The organism is Acinetobacter tandoii (assembly GCF_008867985.1).
In the GTDB taxonomy this organism is placed as follows: domain Bacteria; phylum Pseudomonadota; class Gammaproteobacteria; order Pseudomonadales; family Moraxellaceae; genus Acinetobacter; species Acinetobacter tandoii.
Map to the genome: position 1 here is coordinate 20033 of NZ_VXLD01000006.1, position 20951 is coordinate 40983.

Genomic DNA, 20951 nt, shown 5'->3' on the forward strand with positions numbered 1-20951 from the left:
ATGATTTTGCTATGCAAAGTCTGGAATTATGCTTGACCTTCAGCCATAGCTGCTTGAGCACGTTGCATATTTGCTTCGAATTCAGCATCAAAGTTGATTGGTGTTAAGAGCAATTGAGGGAAGCTACCTTTGGTAACCATATCGTTCACCGCTTCACGTAAGAATGGGAACAAAATGTTCGGGCAATATGCACCTAAAATGTAAGGTAGACGCTCTTCTTCAACTGCATCAATCAGGAAGATCCCTGCTTGAGTAACATCAACGATAAATGCAGTATCGCCCGCATTATTTGCTTGAACAACAACTTTTAAAGACACTTCGAAATGGGTCGGATCAATCTTTTCTGCAGAAGAAGAAAGGTTGATATTGAGTTCAGGCTGCCATTCTTTAGTGAAAACTTGTGCACCAGGAACTTCAAAAGAAATGTCTTTAGTATAAATACGTTCGAGTGCCAATTGTGGTTGAACTTGTTGTTCTTCGCTCATTCTTAAATCCTTAATATAAATTTGAACTATGCTTTATGGTTAAGCCAATAATCCGTCAAGTTTCCCATCACGCTCTAAAGCATAAAGCTGGTCAAACCCACCAATAAATTGGTCACCAATAAAAATTTGTGGAACAGTACGGTGATTCGTGCGTTGCATGAGTTCTACACGTACTTCAGGCGCTTCATTGGATAAATTAATTTCTTTATATTCAACGCCTTTACGCTCAAGAAGTTGTTTCGCACGAACGCAGTAAGGACATACAGTTGTAGAATAAATCGTTACTTCAGCCATTAGAGTCTCCTTAAGCAATTATTTCGCTTTTACCAAAGGTAAGCCTTGCGCTTTCCAGTTGCTAATGCCGCCATCTAAACGATAGCTATCAGCATGACCGACTTGTTGCAAAGCGGTACCTGCGACTTGACCAAGGTTGCAAATAAACACCAATGGACGTTCCGCAGCTTTTAACTCTTCAACATGGCTTGCAATTTGGCTGTAGGGAATGTTACGGCTGCCACTGATATGACCTTCACGGAAGTCTTTTGCATCACGTAAATCAATCAACATGGCATTTTTTGCTTTCACTAAAATACCTAAAGATTGTGGAGAGATTTTGCGACCGTTGCGCTGACCTTCTAAAACGAAGAACAACACCACTAATGCCCCAAGTGTTCCAAATAAGAAGGGGTGATTCCCCATAAATTCCAACCAACGTTCCACAAATCACCTAATTACAATTCAAAATTGTCTAGAGTATAGCTCATAAATATGGTGATCAAAATCACCGCTTCAAGGGGAGGACAGACAGAAAGTCTAATTTTTTTGCTGAGCTTCAGCAATTTCATCCATTAAACGTAAAAAACTGTCTAAACGACGGGGTAAAATTTCACCGTTACTTGCAGCTAAACGCAACGCACACTGTTTTTCATGTTTATGGGTACAGTTACGGAACTGACAATAACCCAACTGATTTTGAATTTCAGGGAAGCCTTGTTGCACTTTTTCTGTGGTGAGATGCCATAAGCCAAATTCACGAATTCCAGGTGAATCGATCAGCGATGCATTTTGACCAAAAGGAATCAGACGAGTAGATGTCGTGGTATGCTGACCTAAAGCCGAGTTTTCAGAAATAATGTTGGTCTTTTGTGCCGCATCAGGAACAATGGCATTAATCAAGGAGCTTTTTCCTACCCCAGACTGTCCTACAAAAGCCACCGTTTCACCTTCAAGGCGTTGGGCCAATGCACTAAGATCACCAGTAGATTGGCATTGCATCACTTCATAACCCAAATTCTCATATTCTTTGAGCATGTCCAAAATAGGATCATTTTCTTTGAGTAAGTCGGTTTTATTCAATACCAGTAGGGCAGGAATATCGGCATCGGCACAAGCCACCAAATAACGGTCAATTAATGTGGGTGCAGGTTCTGGTAAAGGTGAAAACACAATCACAATTAAACTGATATTGGCCGCCACTGGTTTCACTTTATGGTAGCGGTCAGGACGAGTCAGTAATGATCGACGTGGATGAATAGCCGTAATAATCCCAAGTCCCGTATTCGGGTCAGCTTGCCATTTAACCCGATCACCCGTCACCAGCAACTCAAGATTGGTACGGGTATGGCAACGCCAAATACTGTCCAATTCAATCGGTTTCCAAAACGGTTCAGGCTCACCATCTAGCACATTTGGTTTTTCAGGATGCGTGTCTGGCACCGACAAGGCTTGTACCTCAAGCTGACGTCCGTAGTGTTGAACTACCAACCCTTCTAGATCATTTGAGGTGTCAATTTCTTCTTGACGTGTTTTCTGCTGTTTCTGAATACGACGCTGCTGCTGTTCAGTTAAGCGACGTTTACGAATTAAAGCCATTCATATCCTAAAAAACCATGAATTCAAGATGGCAAAAATAGCATGAAGCGGGGGATGAATTACAGCATTCAGGGTATTAATTTGCTACTATAAATGTTTTTACAGCCAATAAGATTGCACATTTATGAGCAGCACGCCTGATACTCGCCTCATTTGGATTGACCTTGAAATGACAGGTCTAGATACCGATAATGACCAAATTATTGAAGTTGCAACGATTGTGACAGATGACCATTTAAATATTTTGGCAGAAGGTCCAGTGTTGGCTGTACATCAGTCGGATTTAATCCTGAATGCTATGGATGAGTGGAATACCCGTCAACATGGCCAATCTGGTCTAATTGAACGCGTGCGTCGTAGTAAATTAACGGCACAAGATGCTGAGCAACAAACCATTGAATTCTTAAAAAAATGGGTTAACCCAAAGAGTTCACCGATGTGCGGAAACTCAATTTGTCAGGACCGCCGTTTCTTGCATCGTTTGATGCCTGAATTAGAGCAGTATTTCCATTATCGTAATTTGGACGTATCTTCAGTGAAAGAATTGGCGAAACGCTGGCGTCCAGAAATTATGAGTGGGTTGAAGAAAAATGCCTCGCATTTGGCCATGGATGATATTCGTGATTCGATTGCAGAATTGAAATATTACCGTGAATACTTCTTTATTATGAATAAAGACTAAATCAATATTGGCTGAAAATGGGGTGTTAAACCCCATTTTTATTTTAGTCTGTCATATTTTTAGGTTATATTTTCTACATCAAACTAGAGGGTGTACGGCTTTAAGTTGATCTAAAGCAAAGTACAAATTTTTGTTTTTATTCATTTTAAATTATAAAAAAGAGTTTAAATATGCAAAGTAATAATCCAATACTTAATCGCGTAGAAGTTTACGCAGATTATAGTAAACCAATGACCGTTCAAGGCGCGATTCAAAAGTCCGTATTGTTGACTTTAATTGCCGCAGTACTTGGTTTAGGCATTTTCTTCTACAGCTTTATGACCTTAAATATTTCTATTGCCTATAGCGCTGCAATTGTGGGGGCTATTGGTGGATTTATTTTGGCGCTCATTACGACTTTTAAACCAGATACCGCGAAAATTCTCGCCATTCCTTATGCATTTTTTGAAGGTGCCTTTTTAGGTGGCGTCTCAGTTATTTTCCAATTGAAATTTCCTGGTGTCCCGTTACAGGCATTATTGGCGACCTTTGTGACAACTTTGGTGATGTTTACCTTGTATCGTTTGCAGATTGTTCGCGCTACAGAAAAATTTAAATCGGTTGTTCTTTCTGCCAGCATTGCGATTGCAATTGTGTTTGTGGTGCAATTGATCATGCGTTTAGCGTTTGGTTCAAGTGTGCCGTATATTTTTGAAAGTAACTGGCTAGGTATTGGTTTCGCTGCCTTTGTTGCCGTGATTGCATCTTTGAACCTAATTCTGGATTTTGATCTGATTGAAAGTAGTGCAGCCCAACATGCACCAAAGTCAATGGAATGGTTATCTGCAATTGCCTTATTGGCCACTTTGGTGTGGATGTATTACTCATTCATGCGTTTATTGAGCCTGATTCAAGGCGATGACTGATTGATTTTTTTAAACAGATTTTCAGTTCAATTCATATTCACCCTGCTTTGGCAGGGTGAATTGTTATGAATCTGTGATTTACTGAAAAAAGGCGCATTTTGCAATTTTGTTCTGATGCCAGACTTGGCATTATTCATCCTAAATTATTTTAAGTGAGATTCACATGTCACAAGGACTACTAGCGGGAAAACGCTTTCTGATTGCGGGTATTGCAAGTAAGTTGTCGATTGCATTTGGTATTGCTCAAGCATTGCATCGTGAAGGTGCAGAATTGGCATTTACCTATCCAAATGAGAAACTCAAAAAACGTGTTGATGAATTTGCAGCGCAATTTGGCTCAACATTGGTGTTTCCTTGTGATGTTGCTGTGGATGCAGAAATTGACCAAGCATTTGTTGAATTGGCAAAACACTGGGATGGTCTAGATGGTGTAGTTCACTCTATCGGTTTTGCGCCAGCGCATACTTTAGATGGTGACTTTACTGATGTTACAGATCGTGAAGGTTTCCGCGTTGCGCATGACATCAGTGCGTATAGCTTTATTGCAATGGCGCGTGCAGCAAAACCATTGTTATTGGCTCGTCAAGGTTGTTTATTGACTCTGACTTACCAAGGTTCTGAGCGAGTTATGCCGAACTACAACGTGATGGGGATGGCAAAAGCGTCTTTAGAAGCGGGCGTACGCTACTTGGCGTCTAGCTTGGGTGCTGAAGGTATTCGCGTTAATGCAATTTCAGCGGGCCCAATCCGTACTTTAGCGGCTTCAGGCATTAAATCATTCCGTAAGATGTTAGACGCGAATGAAACAATTTCACCACTCAAACGCAATGTGACCATTGAAGATGTGGGTAATGCTGCATTGTTCCTTTGCTCACCTTGGGCAAATGGGATTACAGGCGAAATCATGTATGTAGATGCTGGTTTCAATACTGTCGGTATGAGCCCAGATATGATGGGTGATGACTGATTGCTTCGGCGATAAAAAACGGCACTTGAAGTGCCGTTTTTTACGTCTTTAAATTTCATTTATTTAGGTAATTGTTGAATAGGACTCCCACCTAAAGCCTGCATCAGCGTGACATAAGCATTGTATTGATTTTGTTTGGTGTTAACCAAGGTCAAACGAGCGCTACGCGTAGTTTCTTGTTGATCCAGCAAATTCTTCAAGGCGACCGCACCGTAACGATAACGTACATCGGTTAAGCGCTCTGCTTTTTCTGCCAGTTCTAAATTACGCTGTTGTAGCTTGACCTGCTGATCCAACTCACTGCGTGCTGACAAGGCATTTTCAACATCGCCAAATGCCTGATATAAGCTTTGACGATATTGCACAATGGCTTTTTCATAGTCTAATTGGCTAATCGCGATATCTTTTTTCATATCGTTATATTGCAAAAATGGCAGGCTTAAACTGGCACCCAAGGTCAGGGCAGGGTTACGTAGCAGTTGAGTTAAAGAGGTGCTGCTTGAGCCAAGATTTCCCGTCAAACTAATGGAAGGATAATAGCTTGCCGTAGTAGCATCTTTAGTGGCTAAACTCTCACGTAAACGCAGCTCAGCCGCTTTTAAATCTGGACGACGTGACAAAATATCGGCAGGTAAGCCTGCTGCAATAGTTGGCAAAGCCAGTTGTGGCAAACGTTGTGGTTCTTGAATATTCAATTGTTGGATAGGCATATGCAGCAGTACCGCAAGCGCAGTACGAGTTTCGACTAAGCTTTGCTGAATTTGACTGAGACTGGCTTTTTGACTTTGTACTGATTGTTCAGCTTGGGTCAATTCCAAACCAGAAACAGAACCCGCTTGATATTGTACTTTGACTAAATCATACAGCTTTTGCGACGTCGCAAGACTTTGCTGTGCGGTGCTGAGACTTTCATGATAATAAGCCAATTGCCAATACAGTTTGGCTGTGGTGCCAATCAGGCTTTGTGCTGTAGCTTGCAAATCCTGTTCAGTTGCCAGTGCCTCCCATTTTTTAGCTTCGGTTTGACGTGCCAATTTGCCAAATAAATCTAATTCATAACTCAACCCTGCACCTAAAGATAGTCCTTTGGAGCTGTCATCGCCTGAATTTAAGTCGAATTGATGTCCAGTAGATACTGTAGAATTTACGCGAGGTTTTTGCTGATTCGCGCTTAAGTCTGCTTGTAAGCGTGCTTGTTTTAATGTGATACCCGCAACAGCCAAGTCGGTATTTTTTGCTAAGACTTCATCAATTAATTGATTCAGTTGCGTATCACCAAATAAGGTCCACCATTGATCAGCATAGATGGCTTGCTGTCGTTGTTGTGTAGTTACATGACCATATTGGAACTGAGCAGGTGTTTGCACACTGGGTGCTTGATAAGGTGTTTTAACCACAGCAGCACAACCCACTAAAGTACTACCAAGTAGCATTGCCGTACACAGGCGTGTAAATGAAAACTGCATAATTTGTCCTTATTCTCTAGCAAGCGCTGCAACAGGGTCGAGTTTGGCGGCATTTTTTGCAGGTAAGAAACCAAACACCACACCAATTAACGTCGAGCACACAAATGCGGCAATAATCGAGGTGGTGGAATAGGCAACCCCAAAATTACCACCTGCAAATTTTTGAATGATTTGTCCTAGACCAAGAGACAGCAACACGCCTAAAACCCCACCAATCAGGCAGACCAAAATGGCTTCAATCAAGAATTGTTGCAAAATATCACTTTGCCGAGCACCCACCGCCATGCGTACGCCAATTTCTTGCGTCCGTTCGGTGACCGAAACCAACATGATATTCATTACCCCAATTCCACCAACCACCAATGAAATCACGGCAATTGCAGAGACCAACAAGGTCATGGTACTGGTAGTCTTTTCAATGGTTTGACGAATACTGTCACTGTTCATGGTAAAGATATCTTGTTGACCATGGCGCAAGGTCAATAAGTTCACAATTGCATTTTCAGCCGCACTGGTGGAGTATTGATCATTGATTTGTACAATGATATTACGCACATTTGTCTGACCTAGCATACGGCTCATGACAGTGGTGTAAGGCATATATACGTTTAGGGTGTCATCGGAACCCATTGCACTGGTTTGGGGCTCTACGACACCAATAATCCGTCCAGGTACACTGCCGAGTAAAATGACTTGTCCTATCGGACTAGTACCATCACTAAAAAATTGCTTTTGGGTATTGGTGTCAATGACGACATCTTGAGTACGATCACGGATACTACGTTGATCAAAGGTTTGTCCATTTTTGAAAGTAAGGCCTTTAACAGTGAAATAATCCCCCCCGACACCGTTAATGGTGGCATTGGCTTCATTTTGTTGGTAGCGAATGGTTTTCGATGAACTCACCATTGGACTGACGGCACTGACATACGGTTGGGTGGCAAGCGCTTCCGCATCAGCAGGAACCAGTGTTTTAAAGTTGGCCATTTTGGAGTTGTCACCGAAGCCACGCCCTTGGAAGACGGTAATGGTGTTTGTTCCTAAGCTGCTAATATTACTCAGGATCTGCTTTTGAGAGCCATTGCCTAATGCGACTACAGTCACAACCGAGGCAATCCCGATAATAATCCCGAGCATAGTCAAAAAAGTTCGCATACGATGCGCATTCATGGACAAGATAGCCATACGGAATGCTTCACCTAGGCGATCAAGTAGAGAGCGCCATGCAGAAACACTTTTATTTTTTTCTTGATGTGCCGAAATGGCAGTTTCTGCATCAGGGTCAGTATGTAGCTCAGAATCATGTTCTGGCTGATTGACACGATCTGCAATAATTTGTCCATCACTGATTTCAATAATGCGGCTGGCATTTTTAGCCACCTGCATGTCATGTGTCACTAGAATAATGGTATGTCCAGCAGCATTTAATTCACGCAAAATTCGCATGACTTCAACACCACTGTGTGAGTCCAAAGCACCTGTTGGTTCATCGGCAAGAATGACATCGCCACCATTCATCAGCGCACGTGCAATAGATACCCGCTGTTGCTGTCCGCCTGAAAGTTGACTTGGTCGGTTTTGGGTTTTATTGCCCAGTCCGAGTTCCGTGAGTAAAGCAGTGGCTCGTTGCTTGCGCGCATAGGGTGTAGTGCCTGCATAAATGGCAGGAACTTCAACATTCCCTTCAGCCGTTAAATCACCCAGTAAATGGTAACGCTGGAAAATGAATCCGAAATACTCTCGACGTAATTCAGCCAGTTGATCGGGTTCGAGTTGTCCAGTTTCTCTGCCTTTGACTAAATAGCTGCCAGAGGTAGGACGATCCAGACAACCGAGAATATTCATCAAGGTGGATTTACCCGAACCAGATTGACCAACAATCGCAACCAGTTCGCCTTCGTAAATGGTCAGATCAATCCCTTTGAGAATTTGAACAGTACTTTCACCAGCAGGAAACTCTCGCACCAAATTGCTGACTTCAAGCAAGGCTTTTTTTGTCATGCTTACATTCCCATTGGTGGACCATTACGACGTTTATTGCTGCTGTTGGCTGTGGCTGCGGAGGTATCTGAACTGTCTGCAATCACGACTTGATCACCTTCTTTTAGCCCCGCCAAAACTTGTGCATTCACACGGTTATTAATCCCAATCAGTACTTGTTTGGGTTGGGCTGAACCATCTGCCTGTAATACGCGGACCACACTTAAGTTTGCTTTACCATCTTTAATCAGTTGTTGTTGGGCAGCAGTTAAATTAAGGCGTTCAAGTCGAGGACTTTGTGGATGATCGGTCTTTGAGCTACTTTGAGCACTCGATGCCGCTTGTGCTTTTGTAGCGCTATTTTGCTTACTATTTACAGGGCGATTGGAGATTGCTGAAGAGGGAAGTAGCAGTGCATTCTGTGCAGAATCGAGCACGATATAGACTTGTGCCGTCATATCGATACGTAGTTTGCCATCATTATTGGGTACATCAAATAAAGCGTTGTAATAGATTGCGGTACTTGATGAACTTGAAGTGCTGGTACTGCTCTCGCTACTAATTGAATCGGGTGCAGGTTCAATCTGACGTAGGGTGGCATAACGTTTGCTGTCATCACCCAAAGTCGTGAAATAGACTTGTTGTCCTTTTTCGACTTTCATAATGTCCGCTTCACTGACCTGCGCTTTAATGGTCATATTTTGTAATTTTGCAATTTTGACAATGGTTGGTGCACTTTGATTTGCATTCACCGTTTGACCTTCTTCAGTCACAATCGCAACCACCGTTCCGTCAGTCGGCGCCACAATACGGGTATAACCGATATTGGTCTGTGCCGTAGACTTGGTGACTTTTGCAGATTCAATTTGTGCATTAATGGCTTTAATTTGCGCTTGTGCAGTTTTAAAGCTCGCTTCCGCAGATTCGAGTTCCGCTTTAGACGTTGCATCCTGTGCAAACATTTGTTGTTGACGCTTATAAGCTAGTTGCGCCTCATTGAGATTGGCTTCTTGTTGCAAGCGTTGAGCTTCTAAATTTTTGATGTTGGCTTCGGCTGTTTTAAAGCTATTTTCTTGTGTGGTGGAATCAATTTGTGCAATCAACTGCCCTTGTTTGACTTCATCACCTAGCTGTACATACATTTTTTGTACTTGACCTGACACCTGTGCACCGACACTCACCAATTTGGTGGCATCTAAAGTGCCTGTTGCCAATACCGTATTTTCAAGATCACCGCGTGTCACGCTTTCGGTAATATATTGCGGTTGTTCTTGTTTCGGTTTGAAATAACTCCAAGCCAAATACGCGAGTAAAGCGATACAGAGCAGGGCGATAATAATTCTAAAAAATTTTATTTTTGGCATAGGAGTGAGGGAGTAAAAAATAATCATGCATAGTATAAAAGTGAAATGCGGATAAATCGTGGATTTTCTATCAATTTGTAAATGATAATTATTCTTTTGTAATTTTTAAAATCAAAATTCGTCAACATACTCATCAGTATGCTGCAAAACATTCCAATTTTCTGACGTAATTGCTACAGGTTAACGCACTCAAAAAAGCAAGATCAATGAAATAGCTGACGTCCGCAAAGCAGCGCAATTGCTTGTAGAGTCAGTTGTTCAGGGTTTTCCTGACTCAAACCTTTAATTGATGCATCTATTCTTAATAAAAGTGTAGGCCAAGTGAGAAACTGTTTCGGATTGAGTCGGCGTAAGGCTTGTTGATAAAGGCTCACTTTGGTTTTCCAAATCCCGAGTTGTAGTGCATTTTGTGGTTGCTCAAAAAGCTGCATCAAAAGACGCATTTCCTTACTGATGCTCCACAGCAACAAGCTCATCGGTTCACCTGAAGCCAACAGATATTGGTAAATCTTCACGGCTTGAGCAAAATTACCTTCAAGTACTGCATCACTTAAGTCAAAGGTCGTATAACGTGACTGATCTTGTAGGCAGGCAAGCAGTTGTTCGATACCAATTTGCGCTAAATCAGGAAAGGTATCTCGCACCCGCATTAGACTGTTTTTTGCCGCCAGTAAATTATGCTCGTGATGCTGTTCAAGCCATTGCCATGCATTGCTGACCAATTGAATACCGAGTTTTTCAGCTTCAACAGCCAAAATTCGTTGTCGATCTTGTGGATAATGAGCAGTCAAGCTGACGTTCACGCCATTAGCATCAATCACTTTAAAAAAGCCAGATTTTAAGCTGCTGCTGTCCTGCTTTGGCATCACAATCAACAACAAATTTTGTTCATTATGTTGTAGATATTGGGTCAATAATTTAATGCCATTGGCATCGGGTTTGATATTGCCATGTACCTCAATCGCGAGTTGTGTCGAAAATAAAGACAGACTGTTCAAGGCATTGAACACCGTTTTCCAGTCACTCACATTCGACATGTCATAGCGCTGACGTTCAATATTTTGTTCTTGCCAACTTTTACGAAAAGCATCGAGTAGATTCTGTTCGAGGAGGGGTTCTTGACCATGCAGCACCCATGCACCACGTGCTTCAGGAATGCGTTTAAGGGCCTGCAAATAGTCGAGTTTCATAACAATTAAGGTTGTGTTGTTGTGCTAGTAACTTTAGGTAAACGGTTCGATGAAATTTGGCGCACAATTTGTTGAGCAACATCATCAACAAGGACATCTTTTAAGAATTTTTCTTCTTGATCATCGGTATTAACCGTTTCCAAGTTATATTGATAACTACGTGATGCCGTGACGGTACGCATTTCAGTCACAGGATTGCCTTGAGCATCTTCAATACGGAAGGTGACATTTAAACGCAGTAGGGTTTCGATCAGTTTACCGCGAAGCTCTTGGCGCACAGGTGTATAACTGTACACATGTAAACGGTAAGCATTGGGGCTATTACTGAGCTGAACATTGGCAGCCCCTAAATAAATTGATAATTTTTCTTCTAATTCCTCTGTATCTTTAGGCAAAGATAAACTCATTTGTGCATATGCTACTGGATTCGCAGAAGGTTGAGTTCCTTTTAAATGAAAACCACAGCCCACCAAACCTGCACCTAGACCGCAAGTTAAAATAAGAGTTGCGAAACGTTTGCCTAAATGCATGGGTTTTCCTCTGTTTACTCTTTTTAAGAAAAAGAAAAAATAATATGACGTGATTGTATGTGCAAAGCCCGTTGACTGGCAACGGGCTTTGTTTATTCCTTTCGTTTCCCCCTCTTTTTGAAAGAGGGGTTAGGGGAGATTTTCTAATAAAATTCCTCCAAACCTCCCTTTATAAAAGGGAGGCTTTAAGGCTTTAAACCACTAAATTTACTAATTTATTTGGAACTACAATTTCTTTCTTGGTTGGACCAGTTAAGAATTGTTGAACTTCTGGTAGAGCTTTTGCCAATGCCAATAATTCATCTTTAGAAATATCAACAGAAACTTCAAGTTTACCGCGAAGTTTACCATTCACCTGTACAACAATCGTTTGCGTATTACGTGTTAACGCAGAAGCATCAACTACAGGGAATGTTGCTGCCGTAACATCTGTACCAAATTGAGCCAATAAAGTTTGGCTTAAATGCGGTGCAAACGGTTCGAGTAAAGTTAACAGTGTTGTGATTGCTTCACGTTCTACAGCAATGTCATTGTCATCTTTTGCTTCAAACTTGTTGCTCGCATTTAATAACTCCATTAAAGCAGCAATGGCAGTATTAAATGCATGACGACGTTCAATATCATCACTTACTTTTTGAATAGTTTCGTGAGTTTTACGACGTAAATCTTGAGCATCTTTAGACAAGTTAGCAGCATCAATCGTAGAAGCTTGGTTGCCCTTTTCAAGGAAGCTCGCTACAAGGCGCCATACACGTTTCAAGAAACGGTTTGCACCTTCAACACCTGCATCAGACCATTCTAAAGATTGATCTGGTGGAGCAGCGAACATCATGAATACACGTGCTGTGTCTGCGCCGTATTGGTCAATAATTGCTTGTGGGTCAATACCGTTATTTTTCGACTTAGACATTTTTTCTTGTCCGCCGATAATTACTTCTTGGCCGTCACCTGAATATTTTGCAGAAAGAATACGACCTTTCTCGTCACGTTCTAGTTCAATATCAGCTGGGTTGAACCAAGTTTTCTTACCATTTTCTGCTTCACGATAGAAGGTATCTGCAAGCACCATGCCTTGAGTTAACAAGTTAGTAAATGGTTCATTACCTTGTACAACGCCTTCATCACGCATTAATTTGTGGAAGAAACGTGCATAAAGTAAGTGAAGAATCGCGTGTTCAACACCACCAATGTATTGGTTTACAGGAAGCCAGTTTTGAGCAGCTTCAGGTTTCACCATACCGCCAGTGAAGTCTGGAGACGCATAGCGTGCGTAGTACCAAGATGACTCTACGAATGTATCCAAGGTATCTGTTTCACGGCGTGCATCGCCACCACAGCAAGGACATTTCGTTTCATAGAACTCAGGCATTTTATTAAGCGGGTTACCTGAACCATCTGGAACAACGTCTGTTGGTAATACAACTGGAAGTTGATCTTCTGGAACTGTGACTTGACCACAAGTATCACAGTTAATCATTGGAATTGGACAACCCCAGTAACGTTGACGAGAAACACCCCAGTCACGTAAACGGAATTGAACTTTAGAGTTTGCTAAACCTTGTGGTTCTAATTTGGCAAGGAATGCGTCAAACGCAGCTTGGAATTCTAAACCGTCAAACTCGCCAGAGTTAACAAGTTTACCTTCTTTAGAACCGTACCATTCTTGCCACTCAGTTGCAGAGTAGTCTGCATCGTCAGCGCCTTTAGCATCAATCACTTGCTTGATTGACAAGTTAAACTTGTTAGCAAATTCAAAATCACGTTCGTCATGCGCTGGTACAGCCATTACTGCGCCAGAACCATAAGACATTAATACGTAGTTTGCGATCCAGACAGGAAGCTGTTCACCAGTTACAGGGTGTTTTACAAACAAGCCTGTTGCCATGCCTTTTTTCTCGGCTGTTGCCAAGTCTGCTTCTGCAACTGAACCCATGCGGCACTCTTCAATAAATGCAGCCAATTCAGGGGTGTTTTCAGCAGCTTTAAGCGCAAGAGGGTGTTCTGCTGCAACGGCAACATATGTCACGCCCATTAGCGTGTCAGCACGTGTTGTATAAACAGTTAAGCCATCAGCATAAATTTCGGTATTGGCAGATGGGAAAGTAATTTCCATGCCCGTAGAACGACCAATCCAGTTGCGCTGCATGGTTAATACTTGTTGTGGCCAACCATCTTTTAAGGTATCTAAATCGTCTAATAATTCTTGTGCATAGTCCGTAATACGGAAGTAGTACATTGGAATATCACGCTTTTCAACCAATGCACCTGAACGCCAGCCACGACCATTTTCAACCTGTTCATTGGCTAAAACAGTTTGATCAACCGGATCCCAGTTCACGGTAGAGAGCTTACGGTAAATGAGCCCTTTTTTATAAAGCTGAACAAATAACCATTGTTCCCAGTGATAATACTCTGGTGTACAAGTTGCGAATTCGCGATCCCAGTCTACAGATAGACCTAATTTTTTTAATTGGTCACGCATATAAGCGATGTTTTCAAATGTCCATTTTGCCGGAGCAACTTTATGGGCAATTGCTGCATTTTCAGCAGGTAAACCGAATGCATCCCAACCCATAGGTTGTAATACAGTTTCACCTTTTAAACGGTGGAAACGGCTAATGACGTCGCCAATGGTATAGTTACGCACATGACCCATATGCAGCTTGCCACTTGGGTAAGGGAACATCGACAGAATGTAACGACGAGGACCTTCTACAGTGTCGGCAACTTTAAAAACTTTACGATTTTCCCAGTCTTGTTGGACGGTGGGTTCAATCGCACTAGCTTGATATTCAGGGTCAATATGAGTAGTCATAAACGTATTAAAGAACAACGGTTAAAAGTTTGCTGCACAGCATAGCGCAAAATGCACCTAAATGTGAATTTTGCGCAGGCTGAACCGTAAGAAAAATTAAACTATTTCGTAAAAGCTGATTTTATTCAGCTGGGTATTTTTTTCCATTTGGTCTAGGTGCAGGAATTGCTTTTATTTCACTAGGAGCTGGCGCAGCAGAAACAGGTGCTCTGGTAGCATCATCATTCACGTTTGGTACAGGTTTGGATGCAGTTGCAGTATCTGCAGGCATCGTCGAGTTATTTTGCTGTGCTTCTAAAGGAAGATTATTGTTGCGGCTAGCTGTAGGAGTGGAATTGTTCCAGCCATAAGTCTGAATTTTCCCTTTTTTTTGTGCATTTTTCGGTGGAGGAGTGGTGGTGTAATGGGTCGAACCATTTGCATCCACCCATTTGTAATAATCTTTAGCCCAAAGGGATGTACTCGAATATAACAAGGCACAAGAGAGCGCTACACCGCTGATCAAATGAAATGGAAATGACATAAGATTTCGTCCTGTTTGATTTTTCTGCGAAAAGTTCTCTCTATGAAATTGCCATAAAAAAGTCAATTTATAGATTCTAGAACAGAATATGAAGTGTTCAAAATAGTATAGGTCGATTTTTCATTTGAACAAGCGTCTCCAGCACTAAATAGTTTAAAAATGTCCTCATTTAATCTCGAAAAATTATAGAGATAGATGAGATTTAATAAAGATTTTACATAATTTCTTGAATGCTTGATTGAGCGCACAAAAAAGCTTTTTTTGTCTAAAAAACACACGGTCTGTAAATAATCAAAAAAAAGCTGATTTTTCAACTTGACAATAAAGAGTTAAACAAGAAAAATGCTGTCTTTAGTTTTATATGCCTTCTCTCGATCACCCTTCGAAGAAGTGTCATGTCATGCAGTGGGCGTCATTTCTAGCCGAGATGGTGAACAAAGCAAATAAAAATATGTTTATCCCAACATGTTTTAGATCCCATATTGCTTAAACAGCAAACGGATCGGATTTTTTTCCTATTGCCATGAAAACTATGAAATATGTGTGCTATAACAGTGCAGACAATTAATGAATGAACACTGCTGATGTCTCCCATCAAGCGGTGATAAAAGATTAGGGTGAATCACGTTGGAACTTTTATCTGGTGGTGAAATGCTTGTTCGCGCATTAGCGGACGAAGGCGTTGAACATGTTTTTGGATACCCAGGCGGCGCAGTTTTACACATTTACGATGCGCTTTTTCAACAAGACAAAATCAATCATTATCTCGTGCGCCATGAACAAGCTGCTGGTCATATGGCAGATGCTTACTCACGCGTTACAGGTAAAACAGGTGTAGTGCTGGTTACTTCTGGTCCAGGCGCAACGAACACAGTCACTCCAATTGCAACTGCTTATATGGACTCAATCCCAATGGTGATTTTGTCTGGTCAGGTGGCTTCGCATTTAATTGGGGAAGATGCATTCCAAGAAACAGATATGGTTGGTATTTCACGTCCAATCGTGAAACATAGTTTCCAAGTGCGTCATGCGAGTGAAATTCCCGCAATTATTAAAAAAGCATTCTATATTGCAGCTTCTGGTCGTCCAGGCCCAGTTGTCGTTGATATTCCGAAAGATGCAACCAACCCAGCAGAAAAGTTTGCCTACGAATACCCAGAAAAAGTGAAGATGCGTTCTTATCAACCACCGCATCGTGGTCACTCTGGTCAAATTCGTAAAGCGATTGATGAGCTGATCAATGCAAAACGTCCTGTCATTTATACAGGTGGTGGTGTTGTTCAAGGTAATGCATCTGCTTTATTAACTGAATTGGCACATTTACTGGGCTATCCAGTGACCAATACTTTAATGGGCTTAGGCGCTTTCCCTGGGAATGATGAGCAATTCATCGGTATGTTGGGCATGCATGGTACGTATGAAGCCAATATGACCATGCACAATGCGGATGTGATTTTGTGTGTTGGTGCGCGCTTTGATGACCGCGTAACCAATAACCCTGCAAAATTCTGTCCGAATGCCAAAGTCATTCATATTGATATCGATCCTGCGACGATTTCAAAAACCATTATTGCGCATATTCCAATTGTGGGTGCGGTAGAACCAGTCCTGCAGGAAATGTTGGCACAGCTTAAACAAATGAATGTGTCTAAGCCAAACCCTGAAGCAATTGCAGCTTGGTGGTCGCAAATCAATGAGTGGCGCAAAGTACATGGTTTGAATTACGACAAACCAACTGACGGTTCAATGAAGCCACAACAAGTGGTTGAGGCTTTAGATAAAATTACCAATAGTCAGGCAATCATTACTTCAGACGTTGGTCAGCATCAAATGTTTGGTGCGCTTTATTATAAATACACCCGTCCACGTCAATGGATCAATTCGGGTGGTTTAGGCACCATGGGCGTAGGCTTGCCATATGCAATGGCAGCGAAGCTTGCCTTCCCAGACCAACAAGTGGTGTGTATTACGGGTGAAGCATCAATTCAGATGTGTATTCAAGAACTTTCTACCTGTAAGCAATATGGCTTAAATGTAAAAATTCTCTGCTTGAATAACCGTGCTTTAGGTATGGTAAAACAATGGCAAGACATGAACTATGAAGGCCGTCACTCAAGTTCTTATGTAGAGTCATTGCCTGACTTTGCCAAACTTATGGAAGCTTACGGTCACGTTGGTATTCAAATTGACCACGCAGATGAGCTTGAATCCAAGCTTGCAGAAGCGATGGCGATTAACGACAAATGTGTATTCATTAATGTCATGGTTGACCGTACCGAGCATGTTTATCCAATGCTTATTGCAGGCCAGTCGATGAAAGATATGTGGTTAGGTAAAGGGGAGCGCACGTCATGAGACATATTATCTCTGTACTCGTAGAAAATGAAGCTGGTGCGCTTTCTCGTTTGGTGGGTTTATTCTCTCAACGTGGTTATAACATTGAGACTTTAAACGTTGCACCAACTGAAGATCCGACTTTATCGCGTTTGACTTTAACGACTTATGGTGATGACCATAAAATTGAACAAATCACCAAGCAGCTCAACAAATTGGTTGAAGTGGTGAAAGTGGTTGATCTGTCTGAAGGTGCTCATATTGAACGTGAGTTGATGTTGATTAAAGTCAAATCACTCGGTTCTGCGCGTGCTGAAATCAAACGAACTGCGGATATTTTCCGTGCGCAAATCGTTGATGTCACCCCAACGACTTATACCATTCAAATCGCGGGTACAACTGAAAAAATTGATGGTTTTATTGATGCTCTAGCTGAGAACACCATTCTTGAAGTTGTACGCTCAGGTGTTTCAGGCATCGCGCGTGGCGAAAAAGTTTTAACCATTTAATTATTTAACACGATTCAACCTCCTTTTGAGAAAAGAGGAGGATTTCATCAAAAACAAATCTCTTGATGGAATTACAGAATATCAAGCATTTTAGCGGAGACAGCAATGCAAATTTTTTACGATAAAGACTGCGACTTATCTATCATCCAATCTAAGAAAGTAGCGATCATTGGTTACGGTTCACAAGGTCACGCGCATGCGCTTAACCTTAAAGACTCTGGCGTAGACGTAACTGTAGGTTTACGTGCAGGTTCTACTTCTTGGAAAAAAGCTGAAAATTCAGGTCTTAAAGTTGCTGAAGTTCCTGCTGCCGTAGCACAAGCTGATGTTGTGATGATTTTGACTCCAGATGAGTTCCAATCTCAACTTTATCGTGACGTGATTGAACCAAACATTAAACAAGGCGCGACTTTAGCATTTGCTCATGGTTTCTCTGTACTTTATAACCAAGTTGTTCCACGTGCTGACTTGGACGTAATCATGGTTGCTCCAAAGGCACCTGGTCACACTGTACGTTCAGAATACCAACGTGGTTCAGGTGTTCCAGATCTTATCGCGATTCATCAAGATGCTTCTGGTAACGCACGTAATGTAGCGCTTTCTTACGCTTCAGGCGTAGGTGGTGGCCGTACAGGTATTATCGAAACTTCATTCCGTGAAGAAACTGAAACTGACTTATTCGGTGAGCAAGCAGTTCTTTGTGGTGGTGCAGTTGAATTGGTTAAAATGGGCTTCGAAACTTTGGTTGAAGCAGGTTATGCTCCAGAAATGGCTTACTTCGAATGCTTGCATGAACTTAAGTTAATCGTTGACTTAATGTTTGAAGGCGGTATCGCGGACATGAACTATTCAGTGTCTAACAACGCTGAATATGGCGAATATGTAACTGGCGTTGAAATTATTAACGAACAGTCTCGTGAAGCAATGCGTAATGCACTTAAACGTATCCAATCTGGCGAATACGCGAAGATGTTCATTAATGAAGGTGCATTGAACTACCCATCAATGACTGCACGTCGTCGTCAAAATGCTGCACATGGTATCGAAGTAACAGGTGCTAAGTTGCGTGCCATGATGCCTTGGATTCAAGCAAACAAGATTGTTGATAAAGAGAAAAACTAAGATTTAGTTTAATCTTTTAAAAAACCCTTGTTTTTACAAGGGTTTTTTATTGTGGGTAGTTGTTGTTTACCTCGTAGTTTGTTTAAAGCAGAGCTTTTATCTCAAATTTAAATAGAAAAAACATAAAAAATAAAAAGCCAATGTTCTACCATCGAATGATCGATAGGTAATATAACCTGTATTTTGGCAGGCTTTTTTATCTGAATGCTTAGCTGAATTAAATTCATTCTAATAATTTAAACCAGAAGAACTATACAAGCTTATAAATAATGAAAATTACAAGTGATAGGTAAACAAATTGCATCTTTAAGGTGATGTTTAGTTTTTCATCTGATATTGGTAAAAATATCGAACATATTATGTGTAAATTCAATGTTAAAACTAATAATTTGATTTGTAAGATTAATTAAATAATTGGTGATTTTGCTTTGTTAGCATAAATATTGGAATTTGTGTAATTTATCTTTTTATTGGTATATTTTGCATCTTAATTATTGTTTCTTATAAAAAATGTGATTTGATTCATGAAAATGAATTATTTTGTAAGTATATGGTAGGGTTTTGTAATATTGTGTAAATTGTAAGATTATATAAAGTTTTTATTAATCAATAACTTGTTTTTTTATATTATAAAAGTTTACTTTAAATATTTTAGATAATAAGAAAAACTAATATCACCATTTTTTTATATTTAACTGAAAAACAGCCATGTTAATTTGTATTCTAAATTAGACCAAAAATAATAATATTCACGTGAACTTACACGATATAAGTTGCTCCTTTTGAAATTGAATATGATAACTATGCACTTACGGAAAAGGCTCAAGAATAACAAGTGATCCTGTGTAAGTTGCTATTTTTAAATAATTTATAATCTTTCCTAAAGAAAAAGGAACTGGGAGATAGGGCCATGAAATTACAAGTGCAAACTGCATTGGCAGCATTAATTTTAGGTATGTGTTCGACAGTAGTTTTAGCAGATGGAGAGGAGGGTGCAAAAGGTGGTGATGGTGGATATCATCATCCAGGTCGTGACGGATGTGGTACCAAATGTGATGGTAAAATTGATATAGAATTATTTGTTGAAAAACACTGCGACTTAGACATCGATAAATCAAAAATCGTAATGCAAAAAAATCTTGTAGGTGGTAAATGGAGTGGACAATCTGGTTTCGATGTCCGTGCAAATGCACCATACAGCCTCAACATCACTAAACCATCTACTTTAGATAATGAAATAGATGCTTCACAAAAAATTCCAGTGAATGTTGATACTAAACTTGGTTTATTCAATTACACTGGAGCAGTACTTCCTTATACCTCATCAACTAGAACATTTACAGTAAAAGCTGAAACTGTAAGTGCAGTGTCTGACATGGCACATTGGGGTACCTATAAAGGGACTTATAAAGTAGCTGTTGCATTCTAAATAAAAATAGGGAATAGTGGTGTATGTGCGTAACATGCACCACTATAATAATTTTAAAAGGGAATAAATATGAGAAAAATAATTTTATTCTTAATTTTAAGTAGCTTAAGTAATTTTTTATTTGCGGGCATTAAGTTTACACCAGTACAACTTTATTTAGGTGATAAAAATAAGCAACAGAGAAGTACCACAGTAATTGTGGAAAGTTCTGATTTTGATCGTTCTAAAATTTTTGAGTTGTCTGCTGTTAAATGGAGTCAAAATGAAAAAGGAGAGGATGTCCTTGAAGAAGAAAAGAACATTTTATTTAATCCTAAGATTTTTGAGTTAAAGCCAGAAAGTAAACAAATTGTTCGTGTTGGTTTTAGTCAACCATTTACAGCTAATGAACTAGACCGTGAAAAAACCTGGCGTGTTATTTTTAATGAAGTTACTCCCGTCGCAGATGATGAGGCGATAAATTTTCAGTTTAACTTTTCATTACCTTTATTTGTAGGTAAACAAGATAAAACTAATCTAGATGTGAAACTTAAAACGATAAATAATAATATGATGGTCGATATTAAAAATATTGCAAAATCACATGTACAAATTACAGATATTCGATTGGTAGATAGCCAGAATAAGGAATTATTACAGAAAAGTTTTAATCGATATTTGCTTGTTGGACAAAAATATACATTTGATTTAGGTGAATTATCAAAGAAACCAAATGATAAAATAAAAGTGAAAATTAAAACTGATAAAGATGGAGATTTATTAGAATATTAAATCTCTG

At 40.4% G+C, this 20951-nt stretch carries 19 protein-coding genes; 8 read left to right on the forward strand and 11 right to left on the reverse strand.

Annotated features, from left to right (window positions below; all coding sequences use genetic code 11):
- Positions 1-26: 26 nt before the first annotated feature.
- From secB to rsgA, 4 genes are all read right to left on the reverse strand, one after another.
- Positions 27-485 carry a protein-export chaperone SecB gene (gene secB / locus F4W09_RS10325; RefSeq protein WP_016166235.1) on the reverse strand — a complete coding sequence of 153 codons (459 nt, stop codon included), beginning with the start codon at positions 483-485 and terminating at the stop codon, positions 27-29.
- A 39-nt stretch (positions 486-524) separates the two neighbouring features.
- On the reverse strand, positions 525-779 hold the full coding sequence (grxC, locus tag F4W09_RS10330; protein WP_016166234.1) for a glutaredoxin 3: 255 nt from the start codon (positions 777-779) through the stop codon (positions 525-527).
- 18 nt (positions 780-797) lie between these two features.
- Positions 798-1205 (reverse strand): rhodanese-like domain-containing protein, encoded by a 408-nt coding sequence (locus tag F4W09_RS10335; protein ID WP_016166233.1) that lies wholly within the window; start codon positions 1203-1205, stop codon positions 798-800.
- Between the two features lie 93 nt (positions 1206-1298).
- Positions 1299-2357 (reverse strand): ribosome small subunit-dependent GTPase A, encoded by a 1059-nt coding sequence (gene rsgA / locus F4W09_RS10340; RefSeq protein ID WP_044739047.1) that lies wholly within the window; start codon positions 2355-2357, stop codon positions 1299-1301.
- Positions 2358-2481: 124 nt separating this feature from the next.
- On the opposite strand from rsgA, the gene orn reads away from it, so the two are divergent.
- The 3 genes from orn (at position 2482) to F4W09_RS10355 (ending at position 4911) form a co-directional block, all read left to right on the forward strand.
- Positions 2482-3039 (forward strand): oligoribonuclease, encoded by a 558-nt coding sequence (gene orn, locus F4W09_RS10345; RefSeq protein ID WP_016166231.1) that lies wholly within the window; start codon positions 2482-2484, stop codon positions 3037-3039.
- Between the two features lie 170 nt (positions 3040-3209).
- Complete coding sequence (locus F4W09_RS10350) at positions 3210-3944, forward strand: Bax inhibitor-1/YccA family protein (RefSeq protein WP_151504746.1); 735 nt, start codon at positions 3210-3212, stop codon at positions 3942-3944.
- Positions 3945-4107: 163 nt separating this feature from the next.
- Positions 4108-4911: an enoyl-ACP reductase FabI gene (locus F4W09_RS10355; protein WP_151504747.1), complete on the forward strand. Its 804-nt coding sequence runs from the start codon at positions 4108-4110 to the stop codon at positions 4909-4911.
- 59 nt (positions 4912-4970) lie between these two features.
- On the opposite strand, the gene F4W09_RS10360 is transcribed toward F4W09_RS10355, so the two are convergent.
- From F4W09_RS10360 to F4W09_RS10390, 7 genes are all read right to left on the reverse strand, one after another.
- Positions 4971-6377 carry an efflux transporter outer membrane subunit gene (locus tag F4W09_RS10360; RefSeq protein ID WP_151504748.1) on the reverse strand — a complete coding sequence of 469 codons (1407 nt, stop codon included), beginning with the start codon at positions 6375-6377 and terminating at the stop codon, positions 4971-4973.
- 9 nt (positions 6378-6386) lie between these two features.
- Entirely contained in the window at positions 6387-8378 is a 1992-nt protein-coding gene (locus tag F4W09_RS10365) for a MacB family efflux pump subunit (protein WP_151504749.1), read from the reverse strand.
- Between the two features lie 2 nt (positions 8379-8380).
- Complete coding sequence (locus F4W09_RS10370) at positions 8381-9721, reverse strand: MacA family efflux pump subunit (protein WP_151504750.1); 1341 nt, start codon at positions 9719-9721, stop codon at positions 8381-8383.
- A 203-nt stretch (positions 9722-9924) separates the two neighbouring features.
- Entirely contained in the window at positions 9925-10911 is a 987-nt protein-coding gene (gene holA / locus F4W09_RS10375) for a DNA polymerase III subunit delta (protein ID WP_044739042.1), read from the reverse strand.
- 5 nt (positions 10912-10916) lie between these two features.
- Complete coding sequence (locus F4W09_RS10380) at positions 10917-11441, reverse strand: LPS-assembly lipoprotein LptE (protein WP_016166224.1); 525 nt, start codon at positions 11439-11441, stop codon at positions 10917-10919.
- 193 nt (positions 11442-11634) lie between these two features.
- On the reverse strand, positions 11635-14256 hold the full coding sequence (leuS, locus tag F4W09_RS10385) for a leucine--tRNA ligase (RefSeq protein WP_151504751.1): 2622 nt from the start codon (positions 14254-14256) through the stop codon (positions 11635-11637).
- Between the two features lie 121 nt (positions 14257-14377).
- Complete coding sequence (locus F4W09_RS10390; protein WP_151504752.1) at positions 14378-14779, reverse strand: DUF4124 domain-containing protein; 402 nt, start codon at positions 14777-14779, stop codon at positions 14378-14380.
- Between the two features lie 627 nt (positions 14780-15406).
- Here F4W09_RS10390 and F4W09_RS10395 point away from each other — a divergent pair.
- From F4W09_RS10395 to F4W09_RS10415, 5 genes are all read left to right on the forward strand, one after another.
- On the forward strand, positions 15407-17134 hold the full coding sequence (locus F4W09_RS10395; protein ID WP_044739040.1) for an acetolactate synthase 3 large subunit: 1728 nt from the start codon (positions 15407-15409) through the stop codon (positions 17132-17134).
- A complete protein-coding gene (gene ilvN / locus F4W09_RS10400) occupies positions 17131-17622 on the forward strand; it encodes an acetolactate synthase small subunit (RefSeq protein WP_004697653.1) in 492 nt (163 codons plus the stop codon). Before F4W09_RS10395 ends, ilvN begins: the two co-directional genes overlap by 4 nt.
- Before the next feature lie 105 nt (positions 17623-17727).
- Positions 17728-18744 (forward strand): ketol-acid reductoisomerase, encoded by a 1017-nt coding sequence (gene ilvC, locus F4W09_RS10405; protein ID WP_151504753.1) that lies wholly within the window; start codon positions 17728-17730, stop codon positions 18742-18744.
- A gap of 910 nt (positions 18745-19654) precedes the next feature.
- A complete protein-coding gene (locus F4W09_RS10410) occupies positions 19655-20173 on the forward strand; it encodes a hypothetical protein (protein ID WP_016166219.1) in 519 nt (172 codons plus the stop codon).
- A 69-nt stretch (positions 20174-20242) separates the two neighbouring features.
- On the forward strand, positions 20243-20944 hold the full coding sequence (locus F4W09_RS10415; RefSeq protein ID WP_171492424.1) for a fimbrial biogenesis chaperone: 702 nt from the start codon (positions 20243-20245) through the stop codon (positions 20942-20944).
- The last annotated feature ends 7 nt before the right edge of the window (positions 20945-20951 follow it).

What these genes read in the sequence shown, in the direction of transcription:
- F4W09_RS10360 (WP_151504748.1), bottom strand. Translation starts at nt 6,377, where the DNA reads ATGCAGTTTTCATTTACACGCCTGTGTACGGCAATGCTACTTGGTAGT.
- F4W09_RS10370 (WP_151504750.1), bottom strand. Translation starts at nt 9,721, where the DNA reads ATGCCAAAAATAAAATTTTTTAGAATTATTATCGCCCTGCTCTGTATC.
- F4W09_RS10380 (WP_016166224.1), bottom strand. Translation starts at nt 11,441, where the DNA reads ATGCATTTAGGCAAACGTTTCGCAACTCTTATTTTAACTTGCGGTCTA.
- orn (WP_016166231.1), top strand. Translation starts at nt 2,482, where the DNA reads ATGAGCAGCACGCCTGATACTCGCCTCATTTGGATTGACCTTGAAATG.
- holA (WP_044739042.1), bottom strand. Translation starts at nt 10,911, where the DNA reads ATGAAACTCGACTATTTGCAGGCCCTTAAACGCATTCCTGAAGCACGT.
- F4W09_RS10415 (WP_171492424.1), top strand. Translation starts at nt 20,243, where the DNA reads ATGAGAAAAATAATTTTATTCTTAATTTTAAGTAGCTTAAGTAATTTT.
- F4W09_RS10355 (WP_151504747.1), top strand. Translation starts at nt 4,108, where the DNA reads ATGTCACAAGGACTACTAGCGGGAAAACGCTTTCTGATTGCGGGTATT.
- secB (WP_016166235.1), bottom strand. Translation starts at nt 485, where the DNA reads ATGAGCGAAGAACAACAAGTTCAACCACAATTGGCACTCGAACGTATT.
- leuS (WP_151504751.1), bottom strand. Translation starts at nt 14,256, where the DNA reads ATGACTACTCATATTGACCCTGAATATCAAGCTAGTGCGATTGAACCC.
- F4W09_RS10350 (WP_151504746.1), top strand. Translation starts at nt 3,210, where the DNA reads ATGCAAAGTAATAATCCAATACTTAATCGCGTAGAAGTTTACGCAGAT.
- F4W09_RS10365 (WP_151504749.1), bottom strand. Translation starts at nt 8,378, where the DNA reads ATGACAAAAAAAGCCTTGCTTGAAGTCAGCAATTTGGTGCGAGAGTTT.
- ilvN (WP_004697653.1), top strand. Translation starts at nt 17,131, where the DNA reads ATGAGACATATTATCTCTGTACTCGTAGAAAATGAAGCTGGTGCGCTT.
- rsgA (WP_044739047.1), bottom strand. Translation starts at nt 2,357, where the DNA reads ATGGCTTTAATTCGTAAACGTCGCTTAACTGAACAGCAGCAGCGTCGT.
- grxC (WP_016166234.1), bottom strand. Translation starts at nt 779, where the DNA reads ATGGCTGAAGTAACGATTTATTCTACAACTGTATGTCCTTACTGCGTT.
- F4W09_RS10410 (WP_016166219.1), top strand. Translation starts at nt 19,655, where the DNA reads ATGAAATTACAAGTGCAAACTGCATTGGCAGCATTAATTTTAGGTATG.
- F4W09_RS10390 (WP_151504752.1), bottom strand. Translation starts at nt 14,779, where the DNA reads ATGTCATTTCCATTTCATTTGATCAGCGGTGTAGCGCTCTCTTGTGCC.
- ilvC (WP_151504753.1), top strand. Translation starts at nt 17,728, where the DNA reads ATGCAAATTTTTTACGATAAAGACTGCGACTTATCTATCATCCAATCT.